The following is a 20,847-nucleotide window of genomic DNA, read 5'->3' on the forward strand; positions in this document are numbered from 1 at the left end:
GCTGGCTTTCAGAGGCAATCCAGCAGCAGGCCGGCGAACACCAGCATGCCGAAGTAGTGGTTGTTGAGGAACGCCCGGAAGCAGGCGGTTGGCTCGCGCTCGCGCACTAGAAACTGCTGATAGACCGCGATTGCGGCGGCGCCGGCAAGACCCAGCCACCAGTAGCCGCCGCGGCCATCGAGTGCACCGGCCAGCAGCAGCAAGGCCAGCGCACAGGCCTGCAAGGCGGCGGTGATGAGTCGGTCGTGACGACCGAACAGGATCGCCGAGGATTTGACACCGATCTTGACATCGTCCTCGCGGTCGGCCATGGCGTAGAAGGTGTCGTAGGCGATCGTCCAGCACAGATTGGCCGCCAGCAGCGCGGCGCACAGCGGCCAGTCGACGCCGCCGCTGACGGCGACGAAAGCCATCGGAATGCCCCAGGAAAACGCGACGCCAAGATGCGCCTGCGGCAGGCCGTGCAGGCGCTTGGCATAGGGATAGCTGGCCGCGATCAAGACAGCCGGAATCGACCACAACACGGTCCTCATCCCGAGTGCGAGCACCAGCAGGAACGCCAGCGACACCAGGACCGCGAACAGGACAAGTGCTTCCTTGGGCACGACGCGACCAGCCGCGATCGGGCGCATACGGGTCCGCGCCACATGCGGGTCGAACCCGCGGTCGGCATAGTCGTTGATCACGCAGCCGGCGGCGCGCATCAGCACGGTGCCGGTGATGAAGGTCAGCAGGATCGCGATCGGCGGCATTCCGTCGGCGGCGAACCACAGGCCCCACAGCGTGGGCCACAGCAACAGCGAAATGCCGATCGGCTTGTCGAAGCGCATCAGCAGCGCGTAGTCGCGCAGCTTCGCGGACAGTGGCGACGTCTGCGTGGCGGAACTCATGCGACAAGCATAGCGCGCACGCCACGCCTCACGCCTCACGCCTCACGCCTCACGCCTCACGCCTCACGCCTCACGCCTCACGCCTCACGCAATCAGACCTGTCCGTAACGCTTGATGTCGCCGACCCAGCGTTCGATCAGGCGGCTCGCCAAGGGCGGATGCTGTTCGAGCCAGCGGTCGGCCCAGACCTGCAGCGCCGGTATCCGTTCGGCATCGCGCACCGGATCGGCAACCTTGAGCCCGATCAGCCCGGTCTGACGCCGTCCCAGTATTTCGCCGGGCCCGCGCAGTTCAAGATCGCGTTGTGCGATCTCGAATCCATCGGTGGTCGAACGCATGGTTTGCAGCCGTGCCCGCGCGGTGTCGGACAGCGGTGGCTGGTACATCAGCACGCACTGGCTCTCGCGGCTGCCACGCCCGACGCGCCCTCTCAATTGATGCAATTGCGCGAGTCCCAAGCGCTCCGCATTCTCGATCACCATGATGCTGGCATTGGGCACGTCGACGCCTACTTCGATCACCGTGGTCGCCACCAGCAACTGTATCTCGCCGGCCTTGAAGGCGTTCATCTGCGCGTCCTTGTCGGCCGACTTCATGCGGCCGTGCACCAGTCCCACGCTGACATCAGGCAACTCCTCGGTGAGCTGCTGCGCCACCGCTTCGGCGGCCTGCGCCTCGACCTCGTCGGACACCTCGATCAAGGTGCACACCCAATAGGCCTGGCGCGACTGGCGGCATGCTGCGCGCAAGCGCTCCATGACCTCATGGCGCCTGGTGTTGCCGAGCACCACGGTGAGGACCGGCGTTCGCCCGGGCGGCAGTTCGTCGATCACCGACACGTCGAGGTCGGCATAGATGGTCTGTGCGAGCGTGCGGGGAATCGGCGTGGCAGTCATCACCAATTGGTGCGGCGACAGGCCATCCGGCCCCTTGTCGCGCAATGACAGACGCTGGCCCACGCCGAAGCGATGCTGCTCATCGACCACCACCAGCGCCAGCCGGCTGAACTGCACGGACGCCTGGAATACGGCATGGGTTCCGATGATCACATTGGCTTCGCCGCCCGCGATTGCGCTCAGCGTCGCATCGCGCGCGGACTTCTTCAGTCCGGACTTGAGCAGGGCGATGTGAACCCCCAGCGGCGACAGCCATTGCGCAAGATTGCGCGCATGCTGTTCGGCCAGCAGCTCGGTCGGCGCCATCAGCACGGACTGCCACCCCGCCTGTTTGGCTGCCAGCATCGCGGCAGCCGCAACGACGGTCTTGCCGGAACCGACATCGCCCTGGACCAGACGCAGCATCGGTCTGGTTTGCGAGAGATCGGCCGCGACCTCGGCGATCACCCGTGTCTGCGCGCCGGTCGGGACGAATCCGAGCTGCGCCTGCAGCGCCGGCATTCCATCGATACGGGAGCGGATCACCGGCGCTGGCCGTGATCGAACCTGGCGGCGTAACACCCGCATCACCAACTGGTGCGCCAGTAGTTCCTCGTCGATCAGTCGGAGCTGGGCGGGATGCGTCCCGGCGAGCAGCTGGGCCGCATCCACATCCGATGCCGGACGATGAATCGCACACAGCGCGTCCAGCGTCGCCGGTTGCGGCAGGTCGGGCAGCGATTCTGCAAACGCGGCGTCGCGGGAGGCGATGTCCAGTGCCTGCGCAATCAGGCCGCGCAGCCGCGCCTGTGTGACCCCCGTGGTCAGCGAGTAGATCGGCGTGAGCTGCGCTTCCGCGCGTAGTTCGTCCGCGGAGTCGGCAAGCGTGTATTCCGGATGGATCATCTCGGCACCGCCTTGGCCGAAGCGGACCACGCCATAGGCACGCAGCCAACGCCCGCTGGCGAAGCTGCGCGTTTGCGCATCACCGAAGTGAAAGAACCGAATACGCAGCCAGTCGTCGCCGTCGTGGGCAGTCACGATCAGCTGCCGCCGGCCGGTGTAGCGCACTTCGGCCCGGTCCACGCGCACACGCAGCAGAGCTTCGGCGCCATCGACCAAGCCATGCAGCGCGGCGAAATGACGGCGATCCTCGTAGCGGAAGGGCAGATGAAACAGCAGGTGCCGCACCTGGGTGATGTCCAGCGCCCTGAGTCGCGAGGCCAGGTGCGGACCGGCGCCCTTGAGGAACTGAACCTCGGCATCGAGACTGAGGGACGCTGGCACGCCGGATCGCGTGCCACGTGGCGGCGCCTTGCGCGTGCCCCCGGTCACCGGCGCCTCTTTCTTGCCGACGCTACGAGGTGCGGCGATCAGCCCAGAACCAGTACCGCGTCCGCCTCGACGCGGGCCCCCTTGGGCAAGCTCGATACCCCGATCGCCGCGCGAGCCGGGTACGGCTCCGGCATGTACTTCGCCATGATCTCGTTGACGCTGGGAAAATGGGCAAGATCGGTGAGGTAGATGTTGAGCTTGGCGACGTCGGCGAGCGAACCGCCGGCAGCCACGGCCACCGCCGTCAGGTTGCGGAAGACCTGGTGGATTTCGGACTCGATCGAGTCGTTGACCATTTCCATGGTCTTCGGGTCCAGCGGAATCTGGCCGGAGATGTAAACGGTGTCTCCGTGACGAACCGCCTGCGAATAGGTGCCGATGGCGGCGGGGGCTTCGTCGGTGTGAATGATCTGCTTTGCCATGTGTCGTCTTGTCGTCGAAAATTGTGAGGTGTGCTTGTTCTAAACGCGCGTGACCTTGGCCACATTGGAAAGTCGCCGGATACGGCGCATGACCCGCGCCAGATGGGTCCGGTCGTGCACGGTGATGACGAAGCGCATGTCGGCGCTTTCGGTGTCGACGCGTTCGGCCATGTGGACGTTCTCGATGCTGGACTCGGCAGCGGCGATCTCGGACGCGATCGATGCCAGCAGCCCGCGCCGGTTTGAACCCTGTACCCGCAGCTCGGCAACATAGTCCCCGGACACATTGTCGGCCCAGACCAGCGACAGCCAGTCCTGGGGAGAGATCTTGCGGTTGTGGGTCTGCTTGCAGTCCATGCGGTGGATCACGATGCCGCGCCCGACGCTGATATGACCGCGTATGTCGTCGCCGGGGACGGGACGACAGCATTTCGCGTAATCGAGAATCAGGCCTTCGGTACCCTCCACCGCCAGCGGCGAGGCATCGCCTGTCGCTGTCGTCCCGCTGATGCGGGTCGCATCCGGCAGAAAGTGTCGCGCCACCAGCGGCGCCAGGCGCTGGCCCAAGCCGATCGAGGAGTAGAGATCCTCAACGTCATCGAGACCGTAGAGCTTGAGCACCTCGTCGGCCTGCTCGTTCTTGAGCCGCGCCATCGGCAGCTTGAGCTCGCGCATCGCCTTTTCCAGCAGACGGCGCCCGAGGCGGATCGCTTCGTCCTCGCGCTGCGTCTTGAGGTAGTGGCGAATGCACGAACGCGCCTTGGCCGTCTTGACGAAATTCAGCCAGGTGGCGTTCGGCCGTGCATGATTGGCGGTGATGATCTCGATCGTCTGACCGTTCGAGATCGGCGAGTTCAGGGGTTCCAGATGCTGATCGATTCGGGCAGCGACGCAGTGATCGCCGAGTTCGGTATGCACCGAATAGGCAAAATCGACCGGCGTGGCGCCGCGCGGCAGACGGCGGATTTCCCCTTTGGGCGTGAACACGTAGACCTCGTCCGGGAACAGGTCGACCTTGACGTTCTCGAGGAAATCGATCGCCGCGGTACCGCCCTGCATCTCGAACAGCGACGACAGCCATTCGCGCGCCCGTACCTGCGGCGCGGCGACCGAGGTTGTGCGTCCGCCCAGCTTGTACTGCCAATGCGCGGCAATACCGGACTCGGCGATGTGGTGCATGTCGCGCGTTCGAATCTGCACTTCGATCTTGCGCCCCCGAGGTCCCACGCAGGTGGTGTGCAAGGACTGATAGCCATTGATCTTGGGATTGGCGATGTAATCGTTGAACAGCTCGGACACCGGCCGGTAGACCGAATGCACGATACCGAGACAGCGATAGCAGTCGTCGAGCTTCGAGACGGTGATGCGAAACCCCAACAGATCCATGACCGCCGGCAGCCGCAGACGCTTGCGACGCATCTTGGAATAGATGCTGTACAGATTCTTCTGGCGTCCGACCACGGTGGCACCAATACCTTCGGCACGCAGCGCTTTCGACAGGCGGCTTTCGATGTCGTTGATGATCGACTTGGTATCGCCGATCTGCTCCTTGATCGCCGCAGCGAACACGACTGCGCGATTCGGGTACAGACTGGCGAACGCCAGATCCTCAAGTTCGGTCCGGATGAAGTGTATGCCCAGACGCTGCGCGATCGGCGCATAGATCTCCAGCGTTTCGCGCGCGATCCTTCGACGCTTCGCGGACTCCATGACGCCGAGCGTGCGCATGTTGTGCAGGCGATCGGCGAGCTTGATCAGAATCACGCGCAGATCCTGCGTCATCGCCATCAACAGTTTGCGGAACGACTCGGCCTGGATCTCGGCGCGCGTCATGCCTTCGGCCTTGCGGAACTTGCTGACTCCGTCGACCAGCTGCGCAATGTCCGCGCCGAAGTCCCGCGTGATCTCTTCCTTGGTGACGCCGGTGTCCTCGATGACGTCGTGGAGGATCGCGGCGATCAGCGTGGTGTGATCGAGCCGCATGTCCGCGAGGATTCGTGCGACCGCAAGCGGATGGTAGATATACGGCTCGCCGGAGGTGCGGCGTTGGCCTTCGTGCAGCTGCGCGCCATACACGTAGGCGCGGCGAACCTCGGAGACCTGCTCCTCCGGCAGATATTCGCCGAGCAGGCGCGTCAGTGCGTCGATGCCGAACGAACGCTCCACCCGCTGTGTGCGGATGGCGGAACCGATTCTTTGGATGACGGGCAGGTCCATGTCATGGTCAGTATAGAGGCCCGAACTGCCCAAGCGGGCAACGCAGCACCCGTTTGCTTGCCCTCTAATGAAAACGGCCCGCACTGAGCGGGCCGTTTTCGATTCCTGCGACGAACCATCCGAAACGGATGGACGCCAACTCGCTCAGAGGTCGAGCGCGTCCAGCGGGTCCAGCGCCTCGAGTTCAACCTTCGGCGCCTGAACGGCCGGCAGATCGGCTTCGTCCAGAACCTCGCGGTCCACGTGGCCTTCCGCGATCTCGCGCAAGGAAACGACGGTGGACTTGTGATTGCCCCAGGGAATCTTGGCTTCGGCGCCGCGCGCAAGCTGGCGAGCACGTTTGGCGGCCACCAAGGTCAGTTCGAACTGATTCGGCAGTTTTTCCAGACAATCTTCGACGGTGACACGAGCCATTGCTAAACCTTCAAAACACCAACAAAAGGGCGGGAATTCTATACCTTCCGTGCCGTGGAATCCAGCAGACGTTCGACCAGCCCTGCATGACGGGCCGAGGCCACGGGGCGACTGAGTCGGCGTGCCACAAAGACGGCAATCAATTCGTCCAGCGCCTGCGCAAAATCGTCGTTGACGATCAGATAATCGTATTCGGCATGGTGCGCGATTTCACTGTGCGCCTCCGCCATGCGTTCGGTGATCGTTTCAGCGCTGTCCTGTCCTCGCGAGTGCAGACGTTGCTCCAGGACTTCGACCGACGGCGGCAGAATGAAGATGCCGATCGCCTCCGGCATCTGCGCCTTGACTTGGCGGGCGCCCTGCCAATCGATGTCGAGGACCACATCGACACCGCGCGCCAACAGTTCTTCGGTCTTTGCGCGACCGGTGCCATAGCGCCGACCGAACACTTCGGCATGCTCGAAAAACTCTCCGTTGTCGACCATCGCCACAAATCCGGCTTCGTCAACGAAATGATAGTGCTGCCCATCGGTTTCGCCAGGCCGGCATTTTCGGGTGGTATACGACACCGAAATCTCCGCGGACATCTGACGGCGCGCGAGCTCGTCGATGGCCGCTCGCGTCAGCGAGGTTTTGCCCCCGCCCGATGGCGCCGAAACGACGAACAGACCGCCGCGCTCCACCTCATTCGACATTCTGGACCTGCTCGCGCATCTGTTCGATCAGCACCTTCATCTCCACCGCGCAGCGCGTCATCTCCGCATCCTGAGATTTGGACGACAAGGTGTTCGCTTCGCGATTGAGTTCCTGCATCAGGAAATCGAGACGGCGCCCCACCGCGTCGTCACGCCCCAAGGTTCTGCGAACCTCGCCGATATGGGAGGCCAGTCTCGACATTTCCTCATCGACATCCAGGCGCTGGGCCAGCAGCGCCAACTCCTGCTCAAGGCGACTGGGATCGACGTCGACCCCGAGCTCTCGGCACCGCTCCCGAACCTTGTCCAGCATGCCGCCGCGCACTTCCGGAAGACGCTTCCGCACGGCGGCAACCAAGGATTCCATCAACTCGCAGCGCTGCATCAGGTATTGGTGCAGGCGCTCGCCTTCACGCTCGCGAGTTTGGGCGAAATCGTCCAAGGCGGCTTTGTAGGTTTCCAGAGCCAAGGCCTGCAGCGGCGCAAAGTCTGCGGACGATTCGCTGACCACTCCCGGCCAGGCGAGGACGCGCTGTAGATCGATTTGTGAGCTTGCACCGGCGGCCTCCCGCACCAGCTCCAGCGCATCGAGAACCTGCTGCAGCCGCGATCGATCGATCTTGATGTTGCCGCCATCAATCTCTGTTGAATAGCGAAGCTGCGCCTCCACCTTGCCGCGCGACATGCATTCGGCTGCCATCGTCCGCAGCTCGTTTTCGAGTCCACGAAATTCTTCCGGCAAGCGCAACTGCAGATCGAGGTAACGGTGATTGACGGATCGCAGTTCCCAGGTAACCTGCCCTGTCTGGTTCTGCAGTTCCGCCCGCGCGTAGCCAGTCATGCTGCGTATCATTCGGTGCCTCGCGTTATCGCGACAATGGAGGCGGTGAATTCTACCGCAGCCGTGCTCACATGCTCACATCGCTTTGATGCACCGCGCACTCATCCCTTGACTGCGCTCAGAGCGTAGGGAGGAGCCAATAGAAACCGGCCTACCGTTGGCCGCATAAAACAAGCGGATACGATAAGCCGATCTGTAAGCCTGACGTCTGCCCGCCGCAACGGACAGATACCCACGTCTGCCTCAAGGCATCGGTGCAGGCACCGTCTTGGTGGCAGCAAGCTTCTTCGCCGCCTTCTTCTTCGCGGGCGCCTTCTTGGCGATCTTCTTTACGGCAGCCTTCTTCACCGCAACTTTCCTGGCGACCTTTTTGGCGACCTTCTTCGTTGCCTTCTTCGCCGCAAGCTTCTTCGCTACTTTCTTGCTCGCCTTCTTGACGGCCTTCTTGGCGACTGTCTTCTTGCTGACCTTCTTTGCAGCTTTCTTGACGGCCTTCTTCGCTACGGTCTTTTTGGCGACTGCTTTCTTGACCGCGACTTTCTTCACCGCAGATTTCTTGGCAGCCGCTTTCTTGGCAACCGCTTTCTTTGCAGCCTTCTTCGCTGCGACCTTCTTGGCCGCCTTCTTCGCTACTGCCATTTCGTACTCTCCTGATTTCCGCACAATCGGAAAATTTCCGTCCCCTGAATGCAACAATGAAGCGCTCAACGCTTCATGTGAATGGAATTTGACGGATTGCTGTCAGAAAATCAATTGAAGCCAGCTTGGATGCGATCAACAGGACAGCCCACTTGGTACTCAATCGAAATCTCATTGCCTCGGCTGTCGCGTTCTTCAGTCTGCTTTGCGTGTGTGCGCCGACCTTTTCTGCGCCGTCGCTCGGCTATCACATCGAACGCATTGAGCCGCATGACAGCACGCGCTTCACACAAGGACTAACGATTGTTGGCGACCGCCTGATCGAAAGTACCGGAGGCTATGGGCTGTCCTTATTGAGCGTTCGAAACTTGAACGGAAGCGCAGAAGAACGCTTGATCCGCTTGCCATCGAACGTGTTCGGCGAAGGTGTGAGCGCAGCACCCGGCGGACTGATGCAACTGACATGGCGCGCAGGTATCGCATGGCTGTTCAACGACGCGCTGGAACTGCAGGCTCGCTATTCGTATGAAGGGGAAGGCTGGGGTCTGACTTTCGACGGCACTCGATTCGTGATGAGCAACGGGACCTCACGTCTGCTCTTTCGATCAACAACGACGTTCAGGACCGAGAGCATGATCGAAGTTCGCGACAAGGGCCGGTCGGTATCGCAGCTCAACGAACTCGAGTTCGCACACGGATACATCTTCGCCAACATCTGGCATAGCGACCGAATCGCCGTCATCGATCCGGCGAATGGAGAGGTTCGCGCCTGGCTCGATCTCGCGCGCCTGAAGCAAGGCTTTCGCAAGCCGGCTCACTGGGACGCGCGAGAGCACGTGCTCAACGGCATCGCGTATGACCAAAAACGCGACGAGTTCTGGCTGACGGGCAAGTGTTGGCCGGTGCTGTATGTCATCAAGCTGGACGGACTGCCGTGAATCCGCCGATCTTTGATGTCAGCCGCTATACGCGTGTGGCTTTTTTCACCGGCGTCGGGATGTAATCCGAATGCGGTGTTCCAACTTATCGAGGACATGCTGGGATCTGGTCGCAATACCGGTGGCAGGACTACGCGTGTCAACGAGCGTTCGACAAGGACGCGCGATCCATTCAGGACTTTCACCAGACTCGACGCCGCAAAGTGCTTGAATGCGCGCCGCATGCGGGCCACTTCAGCTTGGCTCAACTCGAATCGCTTCACCCGAATCTTGCGATCGTGACGCAGAACATCGACGGAATGCACCCGCGTGCAGGCTCGCGCAGTGTGGTCGAACTGCATGGCAGCCTGTGGCGCGTTCGAGATGTTCCCGTATGGACGATGCCGCACTTGATCGGCAACCTTCTCTACCTGTGGATGTTCGCCGGTCGTGTCGAAATCGAGATGGCCATACCCGCTTCGCATTGCCGCACCTATGCTCCGCGATCTCGGCCGCGATCGCACAGTCGCTCGTCACGGCACCAGCCGAGGTGCCGATGATCGGGGCCAGCGGCGCCAATTCGGGCGTGCTCGTCGCCTACGTCTTGCGGTTTCCGCGCGCCAACCTGCTGATTGCGCTTCCCCGAAAATTCGGGACTCTCAGCGTACGCTTGCCGACGTTGCTGATTCTCGGGCTGTGTCTCACCTTGCAGCGACTGTCCGAGTTCCGTCGTCCAGACGCGGCCGGTGCCGCCTTTCGTGCTCATATCGGTGGCTTTCTTGCCGGCATCGCTTCAAACGCGATGTTGCGGTCAGACGAAAGGACCGGCTTCAATGACTGACATTCGGCCGCAAACCGCCGGCATGTCGTCGACACCCATCGATAGGCGCGCGATCAATTGATGTCCAGGATCGTTTCTTCGCCTTCCTCAATTTCGAAGTTGCGCTCACGACGGAACGACAGCTCATCGTCATCTTCCGGATCATCGCCCTCGGCGTCACAGGTAAAGGCTATCGTGTAGTCACCGGCTTCCAGAAAGCCAATGCTGTAGGACAGTCCACTACTGCCGTTCTGGGCGACAAGGCCGACCGATGTCAGGGGCTCATTGTCGGCGCCAATGTCCCCCACGTCCGCGTCCTCTCCATCGAACACGTAAAGTGCCGGTTCACAAGCATTGCTGAGGAGAGCGGCGGAGACGGTTCCGCGAACCCGGCCTGAAAATTCGTCGTCAACGACACGAAGCGCGTTCCGCAATCGATACGGATCAGAAAAATCGTCGGGCTCGATCAAGCCACGCCGCAGATCGAAGTCCACGGTGAGCGCCACATCATCGCCGTCATCCAGCGAAAATCGAAAATCGACCGTCGGCCGGGCGTCTTCGCCGCCGTCCGGCTCAAGGGCAATCCGCCCGCCATTGGTCCGATCAACGTAAGACTCCGAGCCATTGGAATCCGCATCAATCACAAAGCGAATACGCCTGTAGGAACCTGACGGAATGCTTTCGTCTGCAATCAGGACCTTTGAATCACCGCCACGCAAAGCCAGGAGATCAACCTGTAGTTCCGGCTTGAGTTCGACCCGCTCCCAGTCACCGCCGCTATCCTCAAATTCCACAGCGGAGAACTGAACGACGACACGTGACACTTCGTCGGCCGGCGTGTCGGTGACCGACAAGGTGATCGAACCGTTGTCGCAGGCGACCAAGGCAGCTGAGGTAATCAACAGAACCGTCCTGCGCCACGAACTCCATGAAAGTAACAAGACCAACCTCCAGAACTGAATTTGCATTAGACGCTCGGGCTATACGCTACTACGGACTCGTCCGGATTGCTCCAAGGACGCGTGCCGTGAGACCAGAACGAATTGCCTCTTGATAACGGGACTCGTAAATCGAAAAGCACAAAAAAAACCCGAACCTTACGGTCCGGGGTTTTGGTTTAAGAGCCTGGCGATGTCCTACTTTCACATGGCTGCTGCCACACTATCATCGGCGCTGTGCAGTTTCACTTCGGTGTTCGGGATGGGGACCGGTGGTTCCTACACGCTATAGCCGCCAGGCAAACTGGCTGGAACACGGCCTTCGCCGTGATCCGAATTTGGTTTGAAGTTCGAACACTGCGGCAACTCAATGCCACAGGACACTTGCGCGTCGTATTTCAAGAATGCTTGAGCGTTATATGGTCAAGCCTCACGAGCAATTAGTACACGTTAGCTTCATGTGTTGCCACACTTCCACACCGTGCCTATCAACCAGATAGTCTTTCTGGGCTCTTTAGGGATCTCGAAGATCCAGCGAAACCTAATCTTGAGGTGGGCTTCCCGCTTAGATGCTTTCAGCGGTTATCCCGTCCACACATAGCTACCCGGCAATGCCACTGGCGTGACAACCGGAACACCAGAGGTGTGTCCATCCCGGTCCTCTCGTACTAAGGACAGCTCCTCTCAAGTTTCGAACGCCCACGGCAGATAGGGACCGAACTGTCTCACGACGTTCTGAACCCAGCTCGCGTACCACTTTAATCGGCGAACAGCCGAACCCTTGGGACCTGCTACAGCCCCAGGATGTGATGAGCCGACATCGAGGTGCCAAACTCCTCCGTCGATGTGGACTCTTGGGAGGAATCAGCCTGTTATCCCCGGAGTACCTTTTATCCGTTGAGCGATGGCCCTTCCATACAGAACCACCGGATCACTTAGACCTACTTTCGTACCTGCTCGACTTGTCTGTCTCGCAGTCAAGCTACCTTATGCCTATGCACTCTAGAGCGCGATTTCCGACCGCGCTGAGGTAACCTTCGCACTCCTCCGTTACTCTTTGGGAGGAGACCGCCCCAGTCAAACTACCCGCCATGCAATGTCCTTGACCCGGATAACGGGCCTAAGTTAGAACTTCGAATTTGTCAGGGTGGTATTTCAAGGTTGCCTCCACCAGAACTGGCGTCCTGGTTTCAAAGGCTCCCACCTATCCTACACAAACAAATTCAAAATCCAGTGCAAAGTTGTAGTAAAGGTTCACGGGGTCTTTCCGTCTTGCCGCGGGAACACTGCATCGTCACAGCGATTTCAATTTCACTGAGCCTCGGGTGGAGACAGTAGGGCGATCGTTACTCCATTCGTGCAGGTCGGAACTTACCCGACAAGGAATTTCGCTACCTTAGGACCGTTATAGTTACGGCCGCCGTTTACCGGGGCTTCGATCAAGAGCTTCGCTTGCGCTAACCCCATCAATTAACCTTCCGGCACCGGGCAGGAGTCACACCCTATACGTCCACTTTCGTGTTTGCAGAGTGCTGTGTTTTTGATAAACAGTCGCCACCCTCTCTTAACTGCGACCCCGTTCTGCTCACACCGCGAGGGCGATCACATAAAAGGGGCGTACCTTATCCCGAAGTTACGGTACTATTTTGCCGAGTTCCTTCACCCGAGTTATCTCAAACGCCTTAGGATACTCTCCTCGCCCACCTGTGTCGGTTTCGGGTACGGATTCTTGCAACCTGAAGCTTAGAGGTTTTTCCTGGAAGCGGGGTCTCAACTACTTCGGCCCAATAGGGCCTCGACATCACGCCTCGGTGTTGACCTCCCGGATTTGCCTAAGAGATCCACCTACACGCTTGAACCGGGACTTCCAACACCCGGCTAGCCTAACCTTCTCCGTCACCCCATCGCAGTTGCAACAAGTACAGGAATGTTAACCTGTTTTCCATCGACTACGCCTTTCGGCCTCGCCTTAGGATCCGACTCACCCTGCGCCGAATAACGTTGCGCAGGAACCCTTGGGCTTACGGCGTGCAGGTTTTTCACCTGCATTATCGTTACTCATGTCAGCATTCGCACTTCTGATACCTCCAGCAAACCTTACAGTTCACCTTCACAGGCTTACAGAACGCTCCTCTACCGCGCATAGCAAGCTATGCACCCGCAGCTTCGGTATATCGCTTAGCCCCGTTACATCTTCCGCGCGGGCCGACTCGACCAGTGAGCTATTACGCTTTCTTTAAAGGATGGCTGCTTCTAAGCCAACCTCCTGGCTGTCTATGACTTCCCACATCGTTCACCACTTAGCGATAATTTAGGGACCTTAGCTGGCGGTCTGGGTTGTTTCCCTCTTCACGACGAAATTTAGCTCTCGCCGTGTGTCTCCCGTGATTGCACTTCCGGGTATTCGGAGTTTGCATCGGTTTGGTAAGCTCTTGTGAGCCCCCTAGCCGAAACAGTGCTCTACCCCCCGGAGTGAGACACGAGGCGCTACCTCAATAGCTTTCGAGGAGAACCAGCTATCTCCTGCCTTGATTAGCCTTTCACTCCTATCCACAGCTCATCTCCGACTTTTTCAACAGGCGTGAGTGCGGGCCTCCAAGTGGTGTTACCCACTCTTCACCCTGGCCATGGATAGATCGACAGGTTTCGGGTCTACAGCCTGCAACTAGTCGCCCTATTCAGACTCGGTTTCCCTACGCCTCCCCTAAACGGTTAGGCTCGCTACAGACTAGTAAGTCGCTGACCCATTATACAAAAGGTACGCCGTCACTCCCGAAGGAGCTCCGACTGCTTGTACGCATCCGGTTTCAGGTTCTATTTCACTCCCCTCGCCGGGGTTCTTTTCGCCTTTCCCTCACGGTACTGGTTCACTATCGGTCGGCAACGAGTATTTAGCCTTGGAGGATGGTCCCCCCATGTTCAGACAGGGTTTCACGTGCCCCGCCCTACTCGATTTCATCTTATGCGCCCTTTCATGTACGGGGCTATCACCCACTACGGCCAGCCTTTCCAGACTGTTCCATTAAAACGCATAAAACTTAAGGGCTAGTCCCCGTTCGCTCGCCGCTACTAGGGGAATCTCGGTTGATTTCTTTTCCTCCGGGTACTTAGATGTTTCAGTTCTCCGGGTTCGCCTCCGTAACCTATGTATTCAGCCACGGATAACCCTTGCGGGTTGGGTTGCCCCATTCGGAAATTCACGGATCAAAGCTTGTTTGCTAGCTCCCCGTGACTTATCGCAAGCTACTACGTCCTTCATCGCCTGTTGCCGCCAAGGCATCCACCAGATGCGCTTAGTCGCTTGACCATATAACCTCAAGAATTCTTGAGATCAATGTCGACCATTCAATCTACGATAATACAACGCCGTCAAGCACCTATAGGCATTGAGTGTGTTCATTAATGCTTTGAACACGCTGCTTATACAGTGTTCGACTTCAAACCTGATTGTTAAAGATCAAAATAAGTCTAGAAGGCCGAAGCCTACTCAAGAAAGCCCAGCGGCTTTCCTGAATAGGCTTGGGGACTGGTGGAGCCAGTCGGGATCGAACCGACGACCTCCTGCTTGCAAAGCAGGCGCTCTCCCAATTGAGCTATGGCCCCGGCTGACCCACGGTACCCGGACGTCTGAGAGACCCCCACAGAAAGCTGGTGGGTCTGGGTGGATTTGAACCACCGACCTCACCCTTATCAGGGGTGCGCTCTAACCAACTGAGCTACAGACCCTGACGCCTCGGGCATAAGTGCCGGTGTAACGGCGACTTAATTTTGATATTGCAAGTGACTTGTGTGGGTACTCCCTAGGCACGCGTAGAAGCATGCTCATAAAGGAGGTGATCCAGCCGCAGGTTCCCCTACGGCTACCTTGTTACGACTTCACCCCAGTCATTGACCACACCGTGGACGGCGTCCCCCTTACGGTTAGACTACCGGCTTCTGGTGCAGCCAACTCCCATGGTGTGACGGGCGGTGTGTACAAGGCCCGGGAACGTATTCACCGCCGCAAATGCTGATCGGCGATTACTAGCGATTCCGACTTCACGGAGTCGAGTTGCAGACTCCGATCCGGACTACGAACAGCTTTCTGGGATTAGCTCCCCCTCGCGGGTTGGCGACCCTCTGTACTGTCCATTGTAGTACGTGTGTAGCCCTGGCCATAAGGGCCATGATGACTTGACGTCATCCCCACCTTCCTCCGGTTTGTCACCGGCAGTCTCTCTAGAGTGCCCAGCCGAACTGATGGCAACTAAAGACAAGGGTTGCGCTCGTTGCGGGACTTAACCCAACATCTCACGACACGAGCTGACGACAGCCATGCAGCACCTGTGTTCCGATTCCCGAAGGCACTCCCGCATCTCTGCAGGATTCCGGACATGTCAAGGCCAGGTAAGGTTCTTCGCGTTGCATCGAATTAAACCACATACTCCACCGCTTGTGCGGGCCCCCGTCAATTCCTTTGAGTTTCAACCTTGCGGCCGTACTCCCCAGGCGGGGTACTTATCGCGTTAGCTACGACACTGATTCGCTAAGCAAACCAACGTCAAGTACCCATCGTTTACAGCGTGGACTACCAGGGTATCTAATCCTGTTTGCTCCCCACGCTTTCGTGCCTCAGAGTCAGTTCAGGCCCAGGTGGCTGCCTTCGCCATCGATGTTCCTCCGGATATCTACGCATTTCACCGCTACACCCGGAATTCCACCACCCTCTACCGAACTCTAGCTTGCCAGTATCGAATGCAGTTCCCAGGTTGAGCCCGGGGCTTTCACATCCGACTTAACAAGCCTCCTACGCACGCTTTACGCCCAGTAAATCCGATTAACGCTTGCACCCTCTGTATTACCGCGGCTGCTGGCACAGAGTTAGCCGGTGCTTATTCCTTCGGTACCGTCAAGGCACTGGGTATTGACCAGAGCTTTTTCTTCCCGAACTAAAGTGCTTTACAACCCTAAGGCCTTCTTCACACACGCGGAATTGCTGGATCAGGCTTTCGCCCATTGTCCAATATTCCCCACTGCTGCCTCCCGTAGGAGTCTGGGCCGTGTCTCAGTCCCAGTGTGGCTGATCATCCTCTCAGACCAGCTACCGATCGTCGCCTTGGTAGGCCGTTACCCTACCAACAAGCTAATCGGACGTAGGCTCATCCAAAGGCGTGAGGTCTTACGATCCCCCACTTTGCTCCGAAGAGGTCATGCGGTATTAATCCGGGTTTCCCCGGGCTATCCCCCACCTCTGGGCAGATACCTACGCGTTACTCACCCGTCCGCCGCTCGTCAGCACCCGAAGGCCTGTTACCGCTCGACTTGCATGTGTTAAGCATTCCGCCAGCGTTCAATCTGAGCCAGGATCAAACTCTCCAATTAAAATACAACTGGATTGCATCAGGACTTTTTACGGTCGTTGATGCGTCAGAGTTATCCGTTCAAGGCTCCAATACTGCTTTAACTGCTTGGGCCATGTTGATACTCCGGTAATGCTATGGCTTCCGCCACGCACCCGGGAGCACCCACACAAATCACTTGCTTCTTGTTAAAAATCAGAGCGTTGGGGGCCGGCGCTTTGCGTCGTTCCCGTCAGCTGGGAGGGCGCATTCTACGCAGCTCACAGAGAGCGTCAACAACTATTTTTTGAAAAACTTTCAACACACTGTTTCTAAACGGTTTAAAGTTCTTCCGGAGGGCATATCCAAGCCGCTTCGGCCGAATAGCCTGCCCGAACCGGGGGGCCTGGATATGGGCCGCGACTCGCGCGCACGCGCGTTCTATAAGGGGCAGTGGTAGAGCAACCGAGGTTTCGGAATTTCGAGCGGGCTGGCCCGCGGGAATCGCCCCCCCCCCCTTCCGGCACAACATTGCGTCGAGAGCCGGCCATCAGACAATGCTGACTCTGGCGAACCGCCGGGGCCCGACCTGAAGCAGGTAGCTGCACCCCCGCTGCAGCAGGAAACCTCGGTCCTCGACTCGCTGCTGGTCAACGCGCACGGCGCGCTGTTGGATCTGTCGGAACGCTTCCGAGCCGGAGGCGCAGAGGCCGGCCTCCTTCAATGCCTTGGGCAGGGCAATGCCGTCGCCGTCCGTTGCGCTGACGGTCAGCTCCGGAATGTTGTCCGGCAGCGCACCCTTCGAGAACTGATCGACGAAGGCCTGACGCGCGGTCTCGGCGGCAGCCCGGTCGTGAAAGCGAGCGACGATTTCCTGACCGAGCTGCATTTTCACATCCCGCGGATTTGCGCCCTCTTCCACGCCGCGCCGCAAGGCTTCGACCTCCGCGAGCGGGCGAAATGACAGCAGCTCGAAGTAGCGCCACATCAGCTGATCGGAGATCGACATGAGCTTTCCGAACATCTCAACCGGCGGATCGTTCACGCCGATGTAGTTGTTGAGGCTCTTCGACATTTTTTGCACGCCGTCGAGCCCCTCCAGAATGGGTACGGTCATGATGCATTGCGGCTTCTGACCGGCGGCGCTCTGAAGGTGGCGCCCCACCAGGAGGTTGAATTTCTGATCGGTGCCGCCGAGCTCAACATCGCTCTGCAGGGCCACCGAATCGTAGCCCTGCAACAGCGGATACAGGAATTCGTGAATGGCGATCGGATGGCCCTCGCGGTAACGCTTCTGGAAATCATCCCGTTCGAGCATTCGTGCAACGGTGTGCTGCGCGGCGATGCGGATCATGCCTTCGGTGCCGAGCTTGTCGAGCCACTCCGAATTGAAGGCGATTCGGGTCCGCTCGGGGTCCAGAATTTTGTAGACTTGTTCTTTGTAGGTTTGCGCGTTCTCCTCGACCTGGGCGCGCGTCAGTGGCTTTCGGGTTTCGTTTTTGCCGGTTGGATCACCGATCATCCCGGTAAAGTCACCGATCAGGAAGGTGACCTCGTGACCCAGCGTCTGAAATGTACGAAGCTTGTTCAGAAGCAGGGTGTGTCCCAAGTGCAGATCCTTGGCAGTCGGGTCGAAGCCGGCCTTGATGCGCAGCGGTCGGCTTGATTCTTGCGATGCGCGAAGGCGTTGCTGCAATTCGTCGAGGGGGAGAATCTCCTCAGTTCCGCGCTGTAGCTCGGCGAAAACGTCAGTCATTGGTCTGTCATTCGAGTAGAGGCAGGATCATTCCGAGAACCCACTTTAGGAATTGCTCGGAACATCTTGCGCTGTAACGGATTTTGTGTTTCTTTAGCGTTTGGCGCGTGTGCACCCAGGAATCGCGAATGAGGGTCTGCGCCAGCGCGGCAGGGGCCGCACGACTCATTCATCAAGTAGTTTTCCGGGCGAGCAACAATGCGTTTTGATTATAGTTCACCTGAGCCGCGCCGCCGCCGGCTCCCCGTGCGACGCCACACCGCCGTGGTCATCGCTGTCGCCGTGAGCCTAGTGGCTCTGGCATTTATCAGTCGTCCCGGCGTTGCCAAGAAGCAGGATGCGCCGTCCGCGCAAACCGAATCGCTCGATTTGCGCGGACACGCCGAGGACGCTCTTCCCGACGCCAGCGGCGTCGACTACGACACGATGCTCCAGGCAACGGTAACGGACGATCTGGAGATCCCATCGCCCAGCGATTGGAGCCGGATCACCATCAAGCCGGGTCAGAGCCTGTCCGCCATCTTCGACGGGCAAGGCCTTCCAGCCACGGACTGGATCGAAATCCTGAAGCTGGGCAGCGACGCCGAGCGCCTGAAAAAGCTGAAGGCCGGTGAGGAACTGCACCTGCGCGTCAACGCCGGTCATCTTGCCGAGCTCAAATACGATATCGATGAATCGCATACGCTCAATATCCGTCGCACCGGCAACGGATTCGAAGCGATCGTACTGGCCGCACAGATCGAACACCGTCCGGCGTTCTCTTACGGCGAGATCAATGACTCCCTGTTCCTCTCCGCGCAGCGCGCCGGCCTGTCGGGACGGCTGATCATGGAGATGGCGAGTGTATTCGGATACGACGTCGACTTCGCGCTCGATATTCGCCGCGGCGATCGCTTCGTGGTGGTTTACGACCGCCTCTACAAGGATGGCAAGAAGCTGCGCGACGGCGACATCCTCGCCGCCGAATTCGTGAATCAGGATCGGGAACTGCGCGCCGTACGTTTCACCGATGCGGACGGCAATACCGCCTATTACACGCCGGAAGGCGATTCGATGCGCAAAGCGTTCATTCGCACGCCCCTGGATGTGTTTCGCATCAGCTCTCACTTCAATCCGGGACGCTTTCACCCGGTGCTGAACCGCATCCGCTCGCACAAAGGCACCGACTACGCCGCGTCGACCGGCACGCCGATCAAGGCCACCGGCGAAGGGCGCGTGGTTTTCGCCGGCGTCAAAGGCGGCTACGGCAACTGCGTGGTGTTGCGTCACGGGTCGACGTACCAGACCCTGTACGGTCACATGTCCAAGATTCGCTCTGGCATTCGTACCGGCGCTTCCGTCAAGCAGGGGCAGATCATTGGCTACGTTGGCTCCACCGGCCTCGCGACCGGGCCGCACCTTCATTACGAATTCCTCGTCAATGGAACCCACCGCAACCCGGTGACGGTCGCGCTGCCCAGGGCCAACCCGGTTGCACGCGCCGATCTGCCCAAGTTCAAGAACGTCTCTGCGCCACTGATGGCCCAGATCGAGACGCTGTCGAGCGCCCAGTTCGCCAGTGCGAGCGAAGCACTGGGCGCCGAGCCAGCCGGGACACACTAGGCCCTATTCCGGGCTGCTCACTCCTCGCCCCCCTCCCCCACGGCCGTCCGCATGGCAGAGACTGCGCTCTATTTGGGCCTGATGTCGGGCACCAGCGCGGACGGCATCGACGCCGTACTGGCTCGATTCCCGGACAGCGGCGGTTGCACACTCATCGGTCGCCTGTCCCGCGCCTACCCGGATGCCCTGCGACAGTCGATCCTGTCCGCCTCGGTCCGGGCGCGGGCTTTGGACCTTCAGACCTACGCACAGATCGATGCGCGCGTCGGTCAGGCGTTCGCGCAGCTTGCGGCGGACCTGGTCGAACACTCAGAGGTGCCTTGGGCCGACGTTGCAGCCGTCGGGAGCCATGGACAGACCCTGTTTCACGACCCTCTCGGCAACAGCCTTCAGGTCGGCGACCCGAACCGCATCGCGATCGCCTGTGGCCGCCCCGTCGTTGCGGACTTCCGGCGCGCCGACATGGCGGCCGGCGGGCAGGGCGCGCCACTGGTCCCCGCGTTTCATCGTGCGATGTTCGGCCGGACCGATGAAGACTTGTGCATCGTCAACCTCGGCGGAATCGCAAATCTGAGCCACCTCCCGAGCTGTGACGGCCCCGTTCGCGGCTTCGATACCGGCCCGGCGAACGGTTTGCTGGACGAATGGATGCAGACGCGGCGCGGCTGTGCCTTTGACGCCGACGGCGCACTTGCACGCAGCGGCACCGTCCACCGCCCCTTGCTGGATGCCCTGCTCGCCGCCCCATACTTCCAGCAACCGCCCCCCAAAAGCACCGGCCGGGATCATTTCAATCTGGAATGGTGCCGCGCCCGTTTCCCGGCGCTGGACACCTTGCCGGACGAGGATGTGGCGCGGACCCTGCTTGAGTTGACCGTGCAAAGCGTGGCGGACTCGCTTGCACCGCTGGCCGACGGAGGTACTCGTGTGCTTCTGTGCGGTGGCGGTGCCGACAATGGCTATCTGGTGGAGCGACTGCGCGAGCAACTGGCGCAGCGCACCGTCGGTACCACAGCAGACGGCGGAATCGATCCGAAATGGGTCGAAGCGGCAGCCTTTGCGTGGCTGGCAAAGCGACGAATGGAGGGATTACCCGGAAACCTGCCGAGCGCGACCGGCGCGCACCGCGCCGTGGTCCTCGGCGCGATCTACCAGCCGTGAGCGTTCT

General features: G+C 59.8%; 14 protein-coding genes, 2 tRNA genes, 3 rRNA genes and 1 pseudogene. 5 read left to right on the top strand and 15 right to left on the bottom strand.

Going from position 1 to position 20,847, the window contains the following annotated elements; all coding sequences use genetic code 11:
• Positions 1-8: 8 nt before the first annotated feature.
• From ubiA to RM530_RS04410, 8 genes are all read right to left on the bottom strand, one after another.
• Entirely contained in the window at positions 9-890 is an 882-nt protein-coding gene (gene ubiA, locus RM530_RS04375) for a 4-hydroxybenzoate octaprenyltransferase (RefSeq protein ID WP_311363991.1), read from the bottom strand.
• A 92-nt stretch (positions 891-982) separates the two neighbouring features.
• Positions 983-3,100 (bottom strand): ATP-dependent DNA helicase RecG, encoded by a 2,118-nt coding sequence (gene recG, locus RM530_RS04380; protein WP_311363992.1) that lies wholly within the window; start codon positions 3,098-3,100, stop codon positions 983-985.
• Between the two features lie 38 nt (positions 3,101-3,138).
• Positions 3,139-3,522, bottom strand: coding sequence for a RidA family protein (locus RM530_RS04385; protein ID WP_311363993.1), 384 nt, complete (start codon positions 3,520-3,522; stop codon positions 3,139-3,141).
• Between the two features lie 39 nt (positions 3,523-3,561).
• Positions 3,562-5,739 (bottom strand): RelA/SpoT family protein, encoded by a 2,178-nt coding sequence (locus RM530_RS04390; RefSeq protein WP_311363994.1) that lies wholly within the window; start codon positions 5,737-5,739, stop codon positions 3,562-3,564.
• Between the two features lie 144 nt (positions 5,740-5,883).
• Positions 5,884-6,153: a DNA-directed RNA polymerase subunit omega gene (rpoZ, locus tag RM530_RS04395; protein WP_311363995.1), complete on the bottom strand. Its 270-nt coding sequence runs from the start codon at positions 6,151-6,153 to the stop codon at positions 5,884-5,886.
• Between the two features lie 38 nt (positions 6,154-6,191).
• Positions 6,192-6,848, bottom strand: a complete 657-nt coding sequence (gene gmk, locus RM530_RS04400; RefSeq protein WP_311363996.1) for a guanylate kinase — start codon at positions 6,846-6,848, stop codon at positions 6,192-6,194.
• Positions 6,838-7,689, bottom strand: a complete 852-nt coding sequence (locus RM530_RS04405; RefSeq protein ID WP_311363997.1) for a YicC/YloC family endoribonuclease — start codon at positions 7,687-7,689, stop codon at positions 6,838-6,840. Before RM530_RS04405 ends, gmk begins: the two co-directional genes overlap by 11 nt.
• 243 nt (positions 7,690-7,932) lie before the next feature.
• Complete coding sequence (locus RM530_RS04410) at positions 7,933-8,328, bottom strand: hypothetical protein (RefSeq protein WP_311363998.1); 396 nt, start codon at positions 8,326-8,328, stop codon at positions 7,933-7,935.
• A 125-nt stretch (positions 8,329-8,453) separates the two neighbouring features.
• On the opposite strand from RM530_RS04410, the gene RM530_RS04415 reads away from it, so the two are divergent.
• From RM530_RS04415 to RM530_RS04420, 3 genes and pseudogenes are all read left to right on the top strand, one after another.
• Positions 8,454-9,266 (top strand): glutaminyl-peptide cyclotransferase, encoded by an 813-nt coding sequence (locus RM530_RS04415; RefSeq protein ID WP_311363999.1) that lies wholly within the window; start codon positions 8,454-8,456, stop codon positions 9,264-9,266.
• An 80-nt stretch (positions 9,267-9,346) separates the two neighbouring features.
• Positions 9,347-9,616: pseudogene (locus tag RM530_RS18945) on the top strand (Sir2 family NAD-dependent protein deacetylase); the annotation flags it as partial.
• A 23-nt stretch (positions 9,617-9,639) separates the two neighbouring features.
• Positions 9,640-10,086 (top strand): rhomboid family intramembrane serine protease, encoded by a 447-nt coding sequence (locus RM530_RS04420; RefSeq protein WP_311364000.1) that lies wholly within the window; start codon positions 9,640-9,642, stop codon positions 10,084-10,086.
• 53 nt (positions 10,087-10,139) lie between these two features.
• Here RM530_RS04420 and RM530_RS04425 read toward each other — a convergent pair whose 3' ends face one another.
• The 7 genes from RM530_RS04425 to tyrS all read right to left on the bottom strand — a co-directional run bounded on the left by RM530_RS04425 (position 10,140) and on the right by tyrS (position 18,077).
• Positions 10,140-11,033, bottom strand: a complete 894-nt coding sequence (locus RM530_RS04425; protein WP_311364001.1) for a DUF4382 domain-containing protein — start codon at positions 11,031-11,033, stop codon at positions 10,140-10,142.
• 155 nt (positions 11,034-11,188) lie between these two features.
• Positions 11,189-11,303, bottom strand: a 5S ribosomal RNA gene (gene rrf / locus RM530_RS04430).
• Positions 11,304-11,422: 119 nt separating this feature from the next.
• Positions 11,423-14,310: ribosomal RNA gene (locus RM530_RS04435) — 23S ribosomal RNA — on the bottom strand.
• A gap of 220 nt (positions 14,311-14,530) precedes the next feature.
• A tRNA-Ala gene (locus RM530_RS04440) sits at positions 14,531-14,606 on the bottom strand.
• Positions 14,607-14,652: 46 nt separating this feature from the next.
• Positions 14,653-14,729: transfer RNA gene (locus RM530_RS04445), tRNA-Ile, on the bottom strand.
• A gap of 100 nt (positions 14,730-14,829) precedes the next feature.
• Positions 14,830-16,364, bottom strand: a 16S ribosomal RNA gene (locus tag RM530_RS04450).
• The 16S, 23S and 5S rRNA genes sit together here with 2 tRNA genes alongside, the layout of an rRNA operon.
• A gap of 507 nt (positions 16,365-16,871) precedes the next feature.
• Positions 16,872-18,077 (bottom strand): tyrosine--tRNA ligase, encoded by a 1,206-nt coding sequence (gene tyrS, locus RM530_RS04455; RefSeq protein ID WP_311364002.1) that lies wholly within the window; start codon positions 18,075-18,077, stop codon positions 16,872-16,874.
• Between the two features lie 264 nt (positions 18,078-18,341).
• On the opposite strand from tyrS, the gene RM530_RS04460 reads away from it, so the two are divergent.
• Together RM530_RS04460 and RM530_RS04465 are read left to right on the top strand one after the other, a co-directional pair.
• Positions 18,342-19,679: a peptidoglycan DD-metalloendopeptidase family protein gene (locus RM530_RS04460; protein WP_311364003.1), complete on the top strand. Its 1,338-nt coding sequence runs from the start codon at positions 18,342-18,344 to the stop codon at positions 19,677-19,679.
• A 51-nt stretch (positions 19,680-19,730) separates the two neighbouring features.
• Positions 19,731-20,840, top strand: a complete 1,110-nt coding sequence (locus tag RM530_RS04465) for an anhydro-N-acetylmuramic acid kinase (RefSeq protein WP_311364004.1) — start codon at positions 19,731-19,733, stop codon at positions 20,838-20,840.
• Positions 20,841-20,847 lie beyond the last annotated feature (7 nt).

The organism is Banduia mediterranea (genome assembly GCF_031846245.1).
GTDB classification, from domain to species: Bacteria; Pseudomonadota; Gammaproteobacteria; order Nevskiales; family Nevskiaceae; genus Banduia; species Banduia mediterranea.